Origin of the sequence: Micromonospora cabrerizensis, from assembly GCF_022230955.1 — a bacterium.
GTDB classification, from domain to species: Bacteria; Actinomycetota; Actinomycetes; order Mycobacteriales; family Micromonosporaceae; genus Micromonospora; species Micromonospora cabrerizensis.
Window position 1 is genome coordinate 22,453 of the sequence record NZ_JAKKFI010000079.1, and the last position, 15,909, is coordinate 38,361.

A 15,909-nucleotide genomic window follows, 5' to 3' on the forward strand; every position below is an offset into this window, starting at 1 on the left:
GCCCCAGCCCCAGCCCCAGCCCCTGTCGATCATTGAGTTGTGGTGGGCGTTTTGGCCACCGGATCCCGTTTTGTCAACCACCACAAGTCCATGATCGACGGGGTGGCGCGGGTCGGGCTGGGGTTGGGGTTGGGGTTAGACGGTGGTGGGGGCCAGGCCGTAGGTGAGGGCGTCCACCAGGGCGTGCCAGCTGGCTTCGACCACGTTGGGGTGCACGCCGACCGTGGTCCAGTCCCGGCCGGTGCCGTTGGCGGTCTCCAGCAGCACGCGGGTCACCGCGCCGGTGCCGTGGCTGCCCTCCAGGATGCGAACCTTGTAGTCGGCCAGCTCGAAGTCGCGCAACTGCGGGTAGTGCCGAGCCAGCCCCACCCGTAGCGCCTCGTCGAGCGCGTTGACCGGGCCGTTGCCCTCGGCGGTGGCGATCACCCGCTCACCGCGTACCCGGATCTTGACGGTCGCCTCGGAGACCACCGCGCCGTCCTCGCGGTGCTCGACCAGCACCCGGTACGACTCCAGAGTGAACGGTCGGGCCGGGCTGCCCTCCGGCAACTCGGAGCGGACCAGCAACTCGAAGGACGCGTCCGCGGCCTCGAAGGACCAGCCACCCGCCTCCAACTCCTTGACCCGCTTGGTGACCCGGGTCAGCGTCTCCGGGCTGCCGGCCAGGTCCAGGCCGAGCTCACGACTCTTGAGTTCGACGCTGGCCCGGCCGGCCATCTCGGTGATCAGGATCCGCATGTCGTTGCCCACCACCGACGGGTCCACGTGGTTGTAGAGCAACGGGTCGACCTTGATCGCGCTCGCGTGCAGCCCCGCCTTGTGAGCGAAGGCGGCGGCCCCGGCGTACGCCTGGTGGGTGTCGGGGGCGATGTTGGCGATCTCGGCGATGGCGTGCGAGACCCGCACCATCTGCGCCAGGCAGCCCTCCGGTAGGACGGGCATACCCAGCTTGAGTTGGAGGTTGGCGACGACCGCGAAGATGTCGGCGTTGCCGGGGCGTTCGCCGTACCCGTTGGCGGTGCCCTGGACGTGGCGGACGCCCGCCTCGACGGCGGCGATCGTGTTGGCCACCGCACAGGAGGTGTCGTTCTGGGCGTGCATGCCGAGCAGACCGGCGTCGATCCCCAGCCGGTCGGTCAGGTCACCGATCACGGCGCTCACCTGGGACGGCAGCATGCCGCCGTTGGTGTCGCAGAGCACCATGCGCTCGGCGCCGGCGGCCAGCGCGGTCTGCACCACCGCCGCGCCGTACGCGGGGTCGTGCCGGTATCCGTCGAAGAAGTGCTCGCCGTCGACGAAGACCCGTCGGCCCTCGCCGACGAGGTGGCTGACGGTGTCGTGGATCATCGCCAGGTTCTCCGCGCCGGTGGTGCGCAGCGCGCGCTCGACGTGCCGGCTGTCGGCCTTGGCGACCAGCGCCACCGCCGGTGTCTGCGCGTCCAGCAGGGCACGCACCTGGGGGTCGTCGGCGACCGCGACACCGGCCTTGCGGGTGGCACCGAACGCGACCAGGACGGCGTGCCGCAGGTCCAGCTCGGTGCGCGCCCGGCGGAAGAACTCGGTGTCCTTGGGCACCGCGCCCGGCCAACCCCCCTCGATGAAGCCGACGCCGAACTCGTCGAGCAGGCGGGCCACGGCCAGCTTGTCGACCACCGAGTAGGTGAGCCCCTCGCGCTGGGCGCCGTCGCGCAACGTCGTGTCGAAGACCTGGAACGTCATCAGGATCCTTTCTCGGAGCAACAAAAAGACCTCCCGCGGATGCGGGAGGTCTGCGCGCTCGGCGGAGGGGGGCCGGCGCGCTAGGTCGCAATAATCAGGGCGGTGCTGGTCACGATCGCCACTCTGCCACCCCACCCCTGGATCTGGGAGGAACAATCCACATAGCGGGACAGTCACGGAGGGTGGTCTCAGCCGGGATGTCGCCGCACCCCAGGCTCGGTCGCTCGCCGTTTCCGGGCCCCGGCGGCCGGGTAGCTCCTGCGGGGACGCACCCACCTACGTCGAGACGATCGGCGACAGTCAGGAGTGAACGGCATGGACAGGATCGATCCGCACGCCACCCACGCCGGGCCGGACCCGCTGCGCGGTGGCGACCAGGGCACGGTGCCCGGCGGCGCGCCGGCCGGCACTTTCGACCCCTGGCGCTACCGGGACCAGGCCGGGGTGGCCGACGCCGACCTGGTCGGCTACAAGGTCGAGGCCAGCGACGGTGGAATCGGCAAGATCGACAGCGCGAGCCACGAGGTGGGCGGCAGCTACCTGGTCGTGGACACCGGCCCCTGGATCTTCGGTAAGAAGGTGATGCTGCCGGCCGGCACCGTCAACCAGGTCGACCACGACCAGCGCACCGTTTCCGTCGACCGGACCCGCGACCAGATCAAGGCCGCCCCGGAGTACGACGAGACCAGCCACAGCGACCCGAGCTACCGGGATCAGCTGGGCGGCTACTACGACGAGACGTACGGTGCGCTTCCGCCCGGCACGGCACGCTGACGGTTCGGCCCCGACGGCCGGTGGGGCGCGAACCCACCGGCCGTTACCGTGAGGGCGTGGACGCCATCGACGACAGCCGACAGATCCCGCTCCCCGCCACCTTCAACTTCCGCGACGCCGGCGGCTACCTCGGTCACGGCGGTCGACCCGTACGCCGGGGTCGGCTCTACCGCTCCGACTCGCTGCACCGCCTCACCGAACAGGACCGGGACGCGTTCGTCGCGATCGGCATCCGCACCGTCATCGACCTGCGCCGCCCCACCGAGGTGGAGCGGGACGGCCGGGTGCCGGCATACCAGGGGCTGACCTACCGGCACATCCACCCGGAACACGACGACTGGGCGGGCGTGCCGCACGAGGAGGGCGCCAGCCTGGCCCGATACCTCGCGGACCGGTACGCCGCCCTGGCCCAGACCGGCACCGCCGGGCTGGCCGAGGCCGTCGGGCTGATCGCCGACTCCGCCAACGCCCCGGTCGTGGTGCACTGCGTCGCCGGCAAGGACCGCACCGGCATCGTCTGCGCGCTGACCCTCGCCGTGCTGGGCGTGGATGACGCGGACATCACCGCGGACTACGCGCTCAGCAGCGAGGCGTCGGCCCGGTACAGCGCGTGGCTGGCCTCCATCAACCCGGACGGCGTGGACGTCCCGGCCCCGTTCCTGGCCTCACCCGCCGAGGCGATGCAGATCTTCCTTGACGAGCTGCGCGAGGGGCACGGTTCGGTCGAGGCGTACCTGCGGCACGCCGGGGTGACCGACGAGCAGCTCGCGGCCCTCCGCGACCACCTGCTCGCCGAGCCCACCGACACGTAGACCGCCGAGGTTGCGACGGTCGAGGGCACCGGGAATCGCGGCTCGGGAATCGCGGTCCCGGGCGTCGCGGCTCCGGGCGTCGCGGCTCCAGACGTCGTGCCGGTCCCACTGCGCCGGCCCGTCCCGGGCCGGCGCAGTGCCGGATGTCAGAGGACCCGCTGCACCCAGCCGTGCGGGTCGGCGGCCTGGCCACGCTGGATGTCGACCAGCTGCTGACGCAGGGCCATGGTGACCCGGCCGGGCTCGCCGCCACCGATCAGGAACTCGCCGTCCGGGAAGCGGACCCCACCGATCGGGGTGACCACCGCGGCGGTGCCGCAGGCGAACACCTCCCGGAGGCGACCGCTGGCGGCATCGGCCTGCCAGTCGGCGAAGCTGACCGGCCGCTCCTCGACCTGGTGCCCGGCCTCGCCGGCCAGCGTGAGGATGGCGTCGCGGGTGATGCCCGGCAGGATCGTGCCGGTCAACGGTGGGGTGATCACCGTGCCGTCGTCGTAGACGAAGAAGACGTTCATGCCGCCCAGCTCGTCGACGAACCGGCGCTCCACCGCGTCGAGGAAGACGACCTGGTCGCAGCCGGCCTCGATGGCCTCCGCCTGGGCGGCCAGCGACGCGGCGTAGTTGCCGCCGCACTTGGCCGCGCCGGTGCCACCGGGCGCCGCCCGGGTGTAGTCCGGGGAGACCCAGACGGTGACCGGCTTGACCCCGCCGGTGAAGTACGCGCCGACCGGTGAGGCGATCACCATGTAGAGGTACTCGTTGGCCGGGCGGACACCGAGGAAGACCTCACTGGCGAACATGAACGGCCGCAGGTAGAGACTGCCGTGCTCGTCGGTGGGGATCCACTCCCGGTCGATCTCGATGAGCTTGTGCAGCGAGTCGACAAACACCTCGGGCGGCAGCACCGGCATCGCCATCCGCTGCGCCGACGTGGCGAAACGGGCGGCGTTGGCGTCCGGCCGGAACATCGTCACGCCACCGTCGGCCGTCGGGTACGCCTTCAGCCCCTCGAAGATCTCCTGCGCGTAGTGCAGGACCGCACTGGCCGGGTCCATCGGGATCGGGGCGCGTGCCTCGACCCGGGCGTCGTACCAGCCCTTGCCATCGGCGTAACGGACCGTGACCATGTGGTCGGTGAAGACGCGGCCGAAACCGGGGTTGGCCAGCAGGGCGGCCCGGTCGGCGGCGGATACCGGTGCGGTATTCGGACGGATCTCGAAGTCGAGCTTGTCACCACCGCTCATCGCGCTGACCTCCCTGCGGGACAACGGCGTGCGGAATCGCACACCGACTTGGCTGTGCCAGAAACTTACCCCGAACGGTCGTTCAGCGGGTAGCGCCGGTCGGGCGAGACAGGGCGGCCCGGCCGAGCCGAGGCCGGGCCGGTCGCTGGTGGGGCCGGGGCGGTCAGGCTACGGCGTGGGCGGCGAGCCGGTCGCCGACCTCTTCGGTACGCAGCGTCACGCCCGGAGTACGGCTGGCCAGCTCGACGGCGACCGACGCGTTGACTCTCGCTGCGGCCTCGGCGTGCCCGAGCTGCTCCAGCAGCAACGCGGCGGAGAGCACCGCGGCGACCGGGTCGGCGATGCCCTGCCCGGCGATGTCCGGCGCCGAGCCGTGTACCGGCTCGAACATCGAGGGGTACGCCCCCTCGGGGTTGATGCAGCCACTGGCGGCCAACCCGATCCCACCGGTGACGGCGGCGGCGATGTCGGTGAGGATGTCGCCGAAGAGGTTGTCGGTGACCACCACGTCGTAGCGCTGGGGCTGGGTGACCAGGAACATGGCCGCCGCGTCGACGTGCTGGTATTCGGTGGCGATGTCCGGGTGCTCGGCGGCGACCACGTCGAAGGTGCGCGACCACAGCGACCCGGCGTGGGTGAGCACGTTGGTCTTGTGCACCAGGGTGACCTTGCGCCGCTCCCGGCGGCCGGCGCGGGCGAACGCGTCGCGGATCACCCGCTCCACGCCGTGCCGGGTGTTCAGGCTCTCCTCGGTGGCGACCTCGGCGGGGGTGTCCCGGTGCAACGAACCACCGGCCCCGGCGTAGAGACCCTCGGTGCCCTCACGCACCACCACCAGGTCGACCTCGCCCGGCTTGACGTTGCCGAGCGGGCCGGCGACCCCGGGCCAGAGCCGGGACGGGCGCAGGTTGACGTACTGGTCGAAGGCGAACCGGAGCTTGAGCAGCAGCCCTCGCTCGAGCACACCCGGCGGAACCGTCGGGTCACCGACCGCGCCGAGCAGGATCGCGTCGTGCCCGGCCAGCTCGGTCAGCACCGAGTCGGGCAGGACCTCTCCGGTACGGTGCCAGCGGGCGGCGCCGAGGTCGTACTCGGTGGCCTGCACGTCGGGCAGCACCGCGTCGAGGACCTTGCGGGCCTGCGCGACCACCTCGGGCCCGATGCCGTCCCCGGCCACCACCGCGATCCGCGCCACGACCGCACTCCTCTGCTCAACGGTTCTCCTCCGGGCAACGGTACGTCGCTGTCCCGCCTCCCGGTACGCGCCTTCCATTATCTGGGACGCTGGGATGCACAGCACCCTCTCAGCTGAGACTCATGGGGCGGTCATGTCCGCTGCATACCGTGGTGGTCAGCGGGTCACGGGGGCCTGCCGACCATCGGGGTCGCGACGACGCGACGCCAAGCGCGAGGGGGCAGATGCGATGCGCATCGACGAGCAGCCGAGGACCCGCTGGCCGGACCCGTCCGCGTTCCGCAACCGCCGACCGGACCTCCGACTCGGCAGCCGCCGACACCGCATCGACCCGGCCGCCGCCACCGACGACCGGATCGCGGTGCAGCACACCGTTCGTACTGCGACCGCCGAATACACCCTCCTGCTCAACGCCCCCGCGTGGCTCGGCCGCCGGGGCGTCGGCGAGGCACTGCGGGACAGCGTGGCGGAGCTGCGCGCCATCGATCTCACCTACGGTCCCAACCGGCCGGAGAGCCTGGTCTCGCGCCTACGTCGGGGCGAGATCAGCCCCGACTCGTACCCGCCACTGGCCGACCTGGTGGACCGCTGCGCGGCCATGCGCGCCGCCACCGACGGGTGGTTCGACGCCTGGGCGGTGCCCGGCGGCTTCGACCCGGGCGGTCTGCTCGGCGGCTGGGCTGTCGAACGCGCCGCCGAGCGACTTCGCGCCGCCGGCATCCACGACTACGCCGTGCTCACCGGCGCCGACCTCGTCGTGCGCGGTCACGCGCCGCACGGCGGGCCCTGGCGGGTGGCGGTGCACCACCCCACCGCACCCGAGCGCGCCCCGCTGGTGTTGGAGATGACCGCCGGAGCGGTCGGCACCTCCGGGGTGTCCGGACGGCAGGGGCACGTGGTGGACCCGCACACCGGTGAACCGACCGACCAGCTCGTCGCCGCCACCGTCGTGGGCCCCGACCTCACCGTCGCCGACGCCTACGCCACCGCGCTCTACGCGGCCGGCCCCACCGGCCTGTCGTGGTTCCGTGGCAACTCCGACTATCGCGCGCTCTTCGCACACCGACGCTGAGTCGCACACGGAAGCTGATCCGCACACCGACGCTGAGGAACGTCGTCACGGCGAGCCCGTCTCCCCGCGGCGCTCGGGCCCGATGCGCACCTCGGCCGGTGATCTGCCGGCGAACCCCCGCCGGCCCCGGTGATCGACGGCCGGTCGGGCCGATGCGATCGGCCCCCACGGTCTCGGCAACGACCGTGGGGGCCGGTCAGCGACGAGTGCGCGTGGCTCGCACAATCGAGGGGTGCGGACCGGTCGGGCCGGACGTCGACCGCGCCACCCGAAGACGGGCCGGCGCCTCGAACTCGGCCAGTGACCGCAGCACGTACGCTAGCGAATCGACGCAACTCGACGCAAGAGTCTCCACAGCGGACCGTCGTGACCGGAGCTGCGGTATCCGGTGGTTGGCCGGGCGGCGAGGCAGTTTCGACACGGTGAACGACGGATGGCACGCTGTCCGCCGTGAGTTTCGATCTGAGCGTGTGGGCCCTGGAGGACGGGGCGACGCCCGAGGACGTACGGACAGCGGTCGACGGTTGCCGACGGGGGCGACACGTGGACCGGTACCCGGACCCGAGGGTGGTCAGCTTCTACCGGGCCATCACCGCCTCCTATCCGGACCGCCACCCCGGCCCGAACAGCCCGTGGGCGGTGGCGCCGCTGCACGCCGCCCACGATCACGTCGAGCTGAACCTGCACCCGACCTGCGCGGACCAGGTGCTGCTGGACATCGAACGGCTGGCCGGCGAGCACGGGCTGATGCTCTTCGACCCGCAGGACGGCTCGGTCTACCCGCCCCCGGCCCGGCTTCACGGCTGACCTGACCGGCGGCACGGCCAGGAAATGACGAGGGGCCCGGCGAATCGCCAGGCCCCCCACAGTGTTCGTCGTCTACTACTCGTCGCGCAGGTCGGCGGCGCTGGCCGACGTGGCGCCGATCGAGTCGGCGGCAGAGGTCAGCAGGTCCGCCCCGAGCGCCTGGTCGACGGTGAGCGTCATCAGCGTCTCACCGCCCGCCTCACGCCGGGCCACCTGCATGGCGGCGATGTTGATGCCCGACTCGCCGAGCAGGGTGCCGACGGTGCCGACGACGCCGGGCCGGTCGGCGTAGCGCAGAAAGAGCAGGATGCCCTCCGCGCCGATCTCCACGTCGAAGCCGTCCACCTCGGTCAGCTTGAGGACGTCGCGGGCACCGGAGTGGGTGACCGTGCCGGAGACGCTGACCGTACGACCATCCGGCAGCGCGCCACGCACCGTCACCAACGTGGGCTGCTCGGCCGTCTCGGCCAGGGTCGCCAGGGTGACCTCGACGCCACGCTCGGCCGCCAGGTGCGGGGCGTTGACGTAGGTGACCTGCTCCTCGACCACCGAGCTGAACAGGCCCTTGGTGGCGGCGAGCTTGAGCACCGACACGTCGTGGCTGACGATCTCGCCACGCACCTCGACCGTGACGCTGGCGGCAACCCCACCGGCGACAGCGGTGAACGCCCGACCCAGCTTCTCGGCCAGCGGCAGCAGCGGCCGGACGTCCTCGGCGACCACGCCACCGGCCTGCACGTTGACCGCGTCCGGGACGAACTCGCCCTGCAACGCCAGCTTGACGCTCTTGGCCACGGCGAGACCCGCCTTGTCCTGCGCCTCGTGGGTGGAGGCGCCCAGGTGCGGGGTGGCCACCACGTTGTCGAAGGCGAACAGCGGCGACGAGGTGCACGGCTCCTTGCTGTACACGTCGACACCGGCGCCGGCGACCCGACCCTCGGCGATGGCGTTCGCGAGCGCCTGCTCGTCGACCAGCCCACCACGGGCGGCGTTGACGATGCGAACGCCGGGCTTGACGATCGCCAGCTCCTTCTCACCGATCAGACCCACCGTCTCCGGCGTCTTCGGCAGGTGGATGGAGATGAAGTCGCTCTCCCGCAGCAGCTCCTCCAGGCCGACCAGACGTACGCCGAGCTGCGCCGCGCGGGCCGGCTGGATGTACGGGTCGTACGCGATCAGCCGGGTGCCGAACGCGGCGATGCGCTGCGCGAAGAGCACCCCGATGCGACCGAGCCCGACGACGCCGACGGTCTTGCCCTGCACCTCGACGCCGGTGTACTTCGACCGCTTCCACTCCCCCGCCTTGAGCGCGGAGCTGGCGCTCGCGGTGTTGCGGGCGACGGCCAGCAGCAGCGCGACGGCCTGCTCGGCGGCGGAGACGATGTTGGAGGTGGGCGCGTTGACGACCATGACGCCCCGCGCGGTGGCGGCCGGCACCTCGACGTTGTCCAGTCCGATGCCCGCCCGGGCGACCACCTTCAGTCGCGGCGCGGCGGCAATCGCCTCGGCGTCGATCTGGGTCGCGCTGCGCACGATGACGGCGTTGGCCTCGGAGAGCGCCGAGAGCAGGGCCGGACGGTCGGTGCCGTCGACGTGACGGACGTCGAAGTCGTGGGCGAGCACCTCGATGGCGGCGGGGGCGAGTTCTTCGGCGATCAGTACGACAGGATTCATCGGTCCTCGTAGAGGTCGTGTTTGCGATCGGCCCGGGCGGCGGGGCGCCGCACTGCACCCTGCGCTGATCCGTGCCGTGGCCGTCAGGTGCCGGCTGCTGCACCTACAGGCGATCGTAGGGGCCTTGCTGCCCGGCATGTTCCGGTCTTCGGGGTGAGGGCCCTCACACGCCCGGTCGGGTGCTGGACATCGACCGTTCACCGGGCCGAAACGGTCCCGGCGACAAGGCGTCCCACCCGCACCGGCGCACCGCGTTCGATGGCGCGCCCGCCCGTTGGCGGGCGAAGCGCGTGCCGGGGCGGGGCGGGGTGGCACATGGTCCGACGGCCCTGGGCGACGCTGGGGAGAGCGCCGACCCGGGGCCGTCGGTGGAGCAGGACGCGTCAGGCGGTCTCGGTGATCGGGCGGTCGACCCAGCTCATCATGCCGCGCAGCTTCTTGCCGGTCTCCTCGATCGGGTGCGCCGCGCCCTCGGCCTGCCACTTGGTGAAGTTGGGCCGGCCGGCCTCGTCCTCGGCGACCCACTCGCGGGCGAACTCGCCGGACTGGATCTCGCCCAGGATCTTGCGCATCTCGTCCTTGACCCGGGAGTCGATGATGCGCGAGCCGCGGGAGAGGTCGCCGTACTCGGCGGTGTCGGAGATGCTGTACCGCATCTTCGCGATGCCGCCCTCGTACATGAGGTCGACGATGAGCTTCAGCTCGTGCAGGCACTCGAAGTAGGCGACCTCCGGGGCGTAACCCGCCTCGGTGAGCACCTCGAAGCCGGTCTGCACCAACGCGGAGGCGCCACCGCAGAGCACCGCCTGCTCGCCGAAGAGGTCGGTCTCGGTCTCCTCGGTGAAGGTGGTCTTGATCGCGCCGGCGCGGGTGCCACCGATGCCCTTGGCGTACGCGAGGGCGAGGGCGAACGCGTTGCCGCTGGCGTCCTGCTCGACGGCGACGAGGCAGGGCACGCCCTTGCCGTCGGCGTACTGGCGGCGGACCAGGTGACCGGGGCCCTTCGGCGCGACCATCGCCACGTCCACCTCGGCCGGAGGCGTGATCAGGCCGTACCGGATGTTGAAGCCGTGGCCGAAGAAGATGGCCTTGCCCGGGGTGAGGTTCGGGGCGATCGACTCCGTGTAGATGCCGCGCTGGGCGGTGTCCGGTGCGAGCACCATGATCACGTCGGCCTCGGCGGAGGCCTGCGCCGGCGTGAGGACCCGGAAGCCCTGCTCCTCGGCCTTGGGGCGGCTCTTCGAGCCCTCCGGCAGACCGATCACCACGTCGACGCCCGAGTCACGCAGCGACAGCGCGTGGGCGTGACCCTGGCTGCCGTAGCCGATCACCGCGACCTTCCTGGCCTGGATCAGGCCGAGGTCGGCATCGTCGTCGTAGAACACCTCAACGCTCATGAGAAAACTTCCCTTTCGTACGACGGCCGGGGCGGCCCGTCGTGGTCTGTGTGGATGGGTTCGGGGCAGCCCGCCAGGGCCGACCGGTGGCGGTCAGGCGGCCCGCAGCGCGGGACCGGCGGTGATCGAACGCGAGCCGCGCCCGATCGCCACCAGCCCGGACTGGACCATCTCCTTGATGCCGAAGGCTTCGAGGTCGCGCAGCAGCGCGTCGAGCTTGTCGGGGGTGCCGGTGGCCTCGATGGTCAGCGTGTCCGGTGCGACGTCGACGACCCGGGCGCGGAACAGGTTGACGGTCTCCAGCACCTGGGACCTCGCGGACCTGTCGGCGCGGACCTTCACCAGCAGCAGCTCACGGGCAACCGAGACCTGGGGATCCAGCTCGACGATCTTCAGCACGTTGACCAGCTTGTTCAGCTGCTTGGTGACCTGCTCCAGCGGGGACGACTCCGCGTTGACCACGATGGTGATCCGGGAGACGTCCGGGTTCTCGGTCTCACCCACGGCGAGGCTGTCGATGTTGAACCCGCGCCGGGAGAACAGGCCGGAGACCCGGGCGAGCACGCCGGGCTTGTTCTCCACGAGCACGGACAGGGTGTGCATCGTCATGCCACGGCCTCGCTTCGCTCGGTCGCGCCACGACCGTGGGCAGGGCTGAGCCTGCTGATTCGTTCGCTGTGCTCACTCATGTCAGATGTCATCCTCGTCGAAGGTCGGGCGGACGCCGCGGGCGAACATGATCTCGTCGTTGCTGGTGCCGGCGGCGACCATCGGCCAGACCATCGCGTCCTTGCCGACCACGAAGTCGATCACCACCGGGGCGTCGTTGATCTCCATGGCGGCGGCGATGGTCTTGTCGACGTCGTCCGCGTTCTCGCAGCGCAGACCGACGCAGCCCAGTGCCTCGGCGAGCTTGACGAAGTCGGGGATGCGGTGCTTGTGGGTGCCGAGCTCGGTGTTGGAGTAGCGCTCGTTGTAGAACAGCGTCTGCCACTGCCGGACCATGCCGAGGTTGCCGTTGTTGATGACGGCGATCTTGACGGGGATGCCCTCCAACGCGCAGGTGGCCAGCTCCTGGTTGGTCATCTGGAAGCAGCCGTCACCGTCCACCGCCCAGACCACCGTGTCCGGCTTGCCGACCTTGGCGCCCATCGCCGCCGGCACCGCGTAGCCCATCGTGCCGAGGCCACCGGAGTTCAACCAGGTGTACGGCTTCTCGTAGGAGATGAACTGGGACGCCCACATCTGGTGCTGACCCACCCCGGCCACGAAGATCGCGTCGGGACCGACGATCTCGCCCAGGCGCTTGATCACGTACTGCGGGGAGAGCGTGCCGTCGGACGGCTCGTCGTAGCCCAGCGGGTAGCGGTTGCGCAGGTCGTCCAGTTGGGTCCACCAGTCACCCAGGTCGGTGCTGCGACCCGCCGACCGCTCGACGGTCACCGCGGCGATCAGCTCGTCGATGACGTGCTTGGCGTCGCCGACGATCGGCACGTCCACGTGCCGGTTCTTGCCGATCTCGGCGGGGTCGATGTCCGCGTGCACCACCGTCGCGTCCGGGGCGAACGAGTCCAGTTTGCCGGTGACCCGGTCGTCGAACCGGGCGCCCAACGCGACGATCAGATCCGCCTTCTGCAGGCCGTAGACCGCGGCGACCGTGCCGTGCATGCCGGGCATCCCCAGGTGCTGCTGATGAGAGTCGGGGAACGCGCCGAGCGCCATCAGCGTGGTGACGACCGGGATGCCGGTCAGCTCGGCCAGCCGGCGCAGCCCATCGGTGGCACCGGCCTTGAGCACGCCGCCGCCCACGTAGAGCACCGGCCGGCGGGCACCGGCCATCAGCCGCGCCGCCTCCCGGATCTGCTTGCCGTGCGGGTGCAGGGTGGGGCGGTAGCCGGGCAGGTCCAGGGTCGGCGGCCAGTTGAAGGTGGTCGGCGCCTGGAGCACGTCCTTGGGGATGTCGACCAGCACCGGACCGGGTCGCCCGGTGCTGGCCAGGTGGAACGCCTCGGCCAGCACCCGCGGGATCTCCTCGGCGTTCTGGACGAGGAAGTTGTGCTTGGTGATCGGCAGGGTGATGCCCTGGATGTCGGCCTCCTGGAAGCCGTCGGTGCCGATCAACGGGCTGGCCACCTGCCCGGTGATCGCCACCATCGCCACCGAGTCCATGTACGCGTCGGCGATCGGGGTGACCAGGTTCGTCGCGCCCGGGCCGGAGGTGGCGATGCAGACGCCGACCTTGCCGGTGGCCTGCGCGTACCCGGTCGCCGCGTGCCCGGCGCCCTGCTCGTGCCGCACCAGGATGTGCCGGACGGTGGAGTCGTAGAGCGGGTCGTACGCCGGCAGGATCGCGCCGCCCGGGATGCCGAAGACGACGTCGACCTCGAGCGCCTCGAGGGACCGCACGAGCGAGCCGGCCCCGGAGACCTGGGCCGAGGCGGTGGGTCGTACCGCCGGGACGGCCGGGGTGGCCGCGCCGCGTGCGGCGGCCGGGTCGACGTCGACGGACGGGTCGGCGGCCGCGCGGGCCCGGCGGGCGGTGTGGGCGAGGGTCTCAGGCGTGGGTCTCGTCATGACGGTTCTGGCCTTCGGCTGGAGTGGCTGGTGGCTAGTCAAGCGATGCGACACGGGCGGGGCTCGCGTCGCCAGGTTCCGATGGCAATAAAAACGGCCCTCGTGCAGATGCACGGGGCCAGCGCACTCTCAGGTGGGAGAGTGCGCTCAGGTAAGTACTCGCAGCGACCGGTACGACGACATGCGGCTAAGCCTGACGCATCTCACGCGATGAGTCAACTGATCCCACATGTTGGTTAACGGACGTCGGCGCGTCGGCCGGCGACGCGCCATCGGCAGATGGGCTGAGCTGCCCTGACGAGCCCGGATCCCGGCGTGGGGCGGGCAGCGGAGCAGGCCGCGCGCCCGGTGAGGTCGCCGCCTCCAGCATCGCCTCCAGGTGCTCGGCCGGCACTCCCCACCCGAAGAGCGCGCCCTGGCCGAACCGGCATCCGGCGGCCACCACGGCGGCCAGCTCGGTCGGCGTGGTCACCCCCTCGGCGATCACCTCCAGCCCCAGCTGGTGGCCCAGTCGCATGACGATGTCGACCATCGGCGCGAACGCCGGACCGTCCTGACCGACCGGGCGGACCGGCTCGTGCTCGGCGACGAGGCTGTGGTCGATCTTCAGGATGTCGATCGGGAGCCGACGCAACTGCCCCAGCGACGAGTAGCCGGCCCCGAAGTCGTCCAGCGCGATCCGGACACCGGTCAACCGCAGCGCGGTCAGCCGCCGGATCAGCTCGTCCAGGTCGGTGGCGACCGCATGCTCGGTGACTTCCAGCACCAGCCGCTGCGGCGGCACGTGGTGGGCGCGCAGCGCCTCGGCGACCTGGACCACGTACTCCGGGGCGTGCAGCTCACGCGGGGAGACGTTGACCGACACCCAGACGTCGTGCCCGTCCGCCAACCACCGGGAGAGCTGGTAGCAGGCCTGGTGCAGCACCCAGGCACCGAGCGGAGCGATCATCCCGCACTCCTCGGCGAGCGGGATGAACTCGTCCGGACGGACGTTGCCCAGCTCGGGGTGGTGCCAGCGGAGCAGCGCCTCGGCGCCGACCGGCCGCACCGACGGCAACGACGCCACCGGCTGGAAGGCCAACCGCAGCTCGTCGCGGTCGATGGCGCCGCGCAGCTCGTGCTCCACCGCGGTACGCCGACGCAACAGCTGGTCGTACGCGGCGTCGTAGCGCTCGATCCGGTTCTTGCCGCGTTGCTTGGCGTAGCGCAGCGCCAGGTCGGCGTGGCGCAGCAGCAGCTCCACGTCCGGCTCACCGCCCGACGCGGCCACCCCGATGCTGACCGACAGGAAGACAGGCCCCTCCGGCTCGTCGTACGGCCGGTTGAGCACCCCGAGCAACCGTTCGGCGACCCGGTCCGCCTCGGCCTGCCGGCCCTGCATGAGGACGGCGAACTCGTCGCCGCCCAGCCGGGCGGCCACGTCGCCGGGGCGCAGGTTGCCGCGCAGCCGCCGACCCACCTCGGCCAGCACGGCGTCGCCCACATCGTGACCACGCATGTCGTTGACGTTCTTGAAGCCGTCCAGGTCGAGGCCGAGCAGGACGTGTGGATTGCCCGTCGCGGCGCTGTCGTGCAGTGCGCGGAGCAGGCCCCGCCGGTTGGCCAGCGACGTCAACGGGTCGGTGTGCGCCAGCTCGCGGAAGTGCGCCTCCCGCTCGGCCAGGCGGCTCGCGTACCCCCGGACGTCGCGGAGGGTGAGGTACTGCCGTGCCACCAGGGCGAAGCCCTCGACGCTGCCGGCCACGATGCCCGCCGCCGTGAACCGGCCCTCCTGGGCGAGGTGGTACATCGCCGACGCGGCCATCGCCAGCATCGGGGCGACGGCGTACTCGCCGTCGCGACCGATCAGGTCCAGCTCCACCTGCCCTGGCCGGTCCGCCCGGTACACCGCGAGCGCGACGGTCAGCAGGCCGGCCGCGAGCACCGCCGCACCGGTCAGCGCCATCGTCGGCCCGGCCTGGCAGAGCCCGGCGCTCAGGCCCAGCCCGCCGCAGGTCACCGCGGTGATGCCGGAGGCCAGGGCGGCGAGCCGTCGACGGGGCGTCGCGGCCCGGAAGACCACGATCACGGCGAGCCCGGCACCGAGCGCGGCGCTCACCGTGGCCAGCAGGATCGCCGGGCAGGCCATCGGGGTGGCGGCGCCGAGCAGCCGGGTGGGCTCGGAGAAGAGCACCCAGCCGACGAACCACAGCGCGGCGGCCATGACCAGCCCGTCCAGGGCGAGCCGGGCCGTTCCCGACGCGGTGGCGGCCACCCCGGGCAGCCGGAGCAGACCGGCGGCGAAGGCCAGCCCGCTCAGTGCCGTGCCGATCGCCACCATGGTCGCCCAGCCCGTGCGCAGCCCCTGCTCGTGGGCCCAGTGGTCGTTCGCGCTGAGCGCGGCGACGACCCCGGCCAGCAGACTGAGCAGCGCGCCCCCGGCGGCCGCGGCGAGCAGCAGGTGCGCGGGCCGGCGCGGGCCGGTGCGCCGCACGGCGACCACGGTCAGCAGCACGGCGGCCACAGCGGCGACGAGCCCGCTGAACGCCGCCACAGCGACCATGCCCGGGGGGAGATGCACGCTCCCAAGAGTGCCGGATGCGCGCACCTCATGGGGGGCTGGGTGTGCATCTGTTGGGACACGGCGCCACCGGGCCCAGCC

The 15,909-nt window shown here is 71.7% G+C and carries 12 protein-coding genes; 4 read left to right on the forward strand and 8 right to left on the reverse strand.

Annotated elements, in window-relative coordinates:
* Positions 1 to 135: 135 nt before the first annotated feature.
* Positions 136 to 1,719: a citramalate synthase gene (gene cimA, locus LADH09A_RS20440; RefSeq protein WP_238647083.1), complete on the reverse strand. Its 1,584-nt coding sequence runs from the start codon at positions 1,717 to 1,719 to the stop codon at positions 136 to 138.
* Between the two features lie 315 nt (positions 1,720 to 2,034).
* Here cimA and LADH09A_RS20445 point away from each other — a divergent pair, with 315 nt between their 5' ends.
* Together LADH09A_RS20445 and LADH09A_RS20450 are read left to right on the forward strand one after the other, a co-directional pair.
* Entirely contained in the window at positions 2,035 to 2,493 is a 459-nt protein-coding gene (locus LADH09A_RS20445; protein ID WP_238647084.1) for a PRC-barrel domain containing protein, read from the forward strand.
* A 56-nt stretch (positions 2,494 to 2,549) separates the two neighbouring features.
* Positions 2,550 to 3,305, forward strand: a complete 756-nt coding sequence (locus tag LADH09A_RS20450; RefSeq protein WP_238647085.1) for a tyrosine-protein phosphatase — start codon at positions 2,550 to 2,552, stop codon at positions 3,303 to 3,305.
* A 146-nt stretch (positions 3,306 to 3,451) separates the two neighbouring features.
* On the opposite strand, the gene LADH09A_RS20455 is transcribed toward LADH09A_RS20450, so the two are convergent.
* Positions 3,452 to 4,549, reverse strand: coding sequence for a branched-chain amino acid aminotransferase (locus tag LADH09A_RS20455; protein ID WP_238647086.1), 1,098 nt, complete (start codon positions 4,547 to 4,549; stop codon positions 3,452 to 3,454).
* Between the two features lie 163 nt (positions 4,550 to 4,712).
* A complete protein-coding gene (locus tag LADH09A_RS20460; protein ID WP_238647087.1) occupies positions 4,713 to 5,744 on the reverse strand; it encodes a 3-isopropylmalate dehydrogenase in 1,032 nt (343 codons plus the stop codon).
* Positions 5,745 to 5,973: 229 nt separating this feature from the next.
* On the opposite strand from LADH09A_RS20460, the gene LADH09A_RS20465 reads away from it, so the two are divergent.
* On the forward strand, positions 5,974 to 6,816 hold the full coding sequence (locus LADH09A_RS20465; RefSeq protein ID WP_238647088.1) for an FAD:protein FMN transferase: 843 nt from the start codon (positions 5,974 to 5,976) through the stop codon (positions 6,814 to 6,816).
* A 450-nt stretch (positions 6,817 to 7,266) separates the two neighbouring features.
* Complete coding sequence (locus LADH09A_RS20470) at positions 7,267 to 7,623, forward strand: hypothetical protein (RefSeq protein ID WP_238647089.1); 357 nt, start codon at positions 7,267 to 7,269, stop codon at positions 7,621 to 7,623.
* A gap of 75 nt (positions 7,624 to 7,698) precedes the next feature.
* Here LADH09A_RS20470 and serA read toward each other — a convergent pair whose 3' ends face one another.
* The 5 genes from serA to LADH09A_RS20495 all read right to left on the reverse strand — a co-directional run bounded on the left by serA (position 7,699) and on the right by LADH09A_RS20495 (position 15,810).
* On the reverse strand, positions 7,699 to 9,297 hold the full coding sequence (serA, locus tag LADH09A_RS20475) for a phosphoglycerate dehydrogenase (RefSeq protein ID WP_238647090.1): 1,599 nt from the start codon (positions 9,295 to 9,297) through the stop codon (positions 7,699 to 7,701).
* Positions 9,298 to 9,680: 383 nt separating this feature from the next.
* Positions 9,681 to 10,694 (reverse strand): ketol-acid reductoisomerase, encoded by a 1,014-nt coding sequence (gene ilvC, locus LADH09A_RS20480; RefSeq protein ID WP_238647091.1) that lies wholly within the window; start codon positions 10,692 to 10,694, stop codon positions 9,681 to 9,683.
* A gap of 93 nt (positions 10,695 to 10,787) precedes the next feature.
* Positions 10,788 to 11,303 (reverse strand): acetolactate synthase small subunit, encoded by a 516-nt coding sequence (gene ilvN / locus LADH09A_RS20485; protein ID WP_088946549.1) that lies wholly within the window; start codon positions 11,301 to 11,303, stop codon positions 10,788 to 10,790.
* Positions 11,304 to 11,384: 81 nt separating this feature from the next.
* Positions 11,385 to 13,268 (reverse strand): acetolactate synthase large subunit, encoded by a 1,884-nt coding sequence (locus tag LADH09A_RS20490; protein ID WP_238647092.1) that lies wholly within the window; start codon positions 13,266 to 13,268, stop codon positions 11,385 to 11,387.
* Between the two features lie 187 nt (positions 13,269 to 13,455).
* Entirely contained in the window at positions 13,456 to 15,810 is a 2,355-nt protein-coding gene (locus tag LADH09A_RS20495) for a putative bifunctional diguanylate cyclase/phosphodiesterase (RefSeq protein ID WP_274529864.1), read from the reverse strand.
* Positions 15,811 to 15,909: the final 99 nt, after the last annotated feature.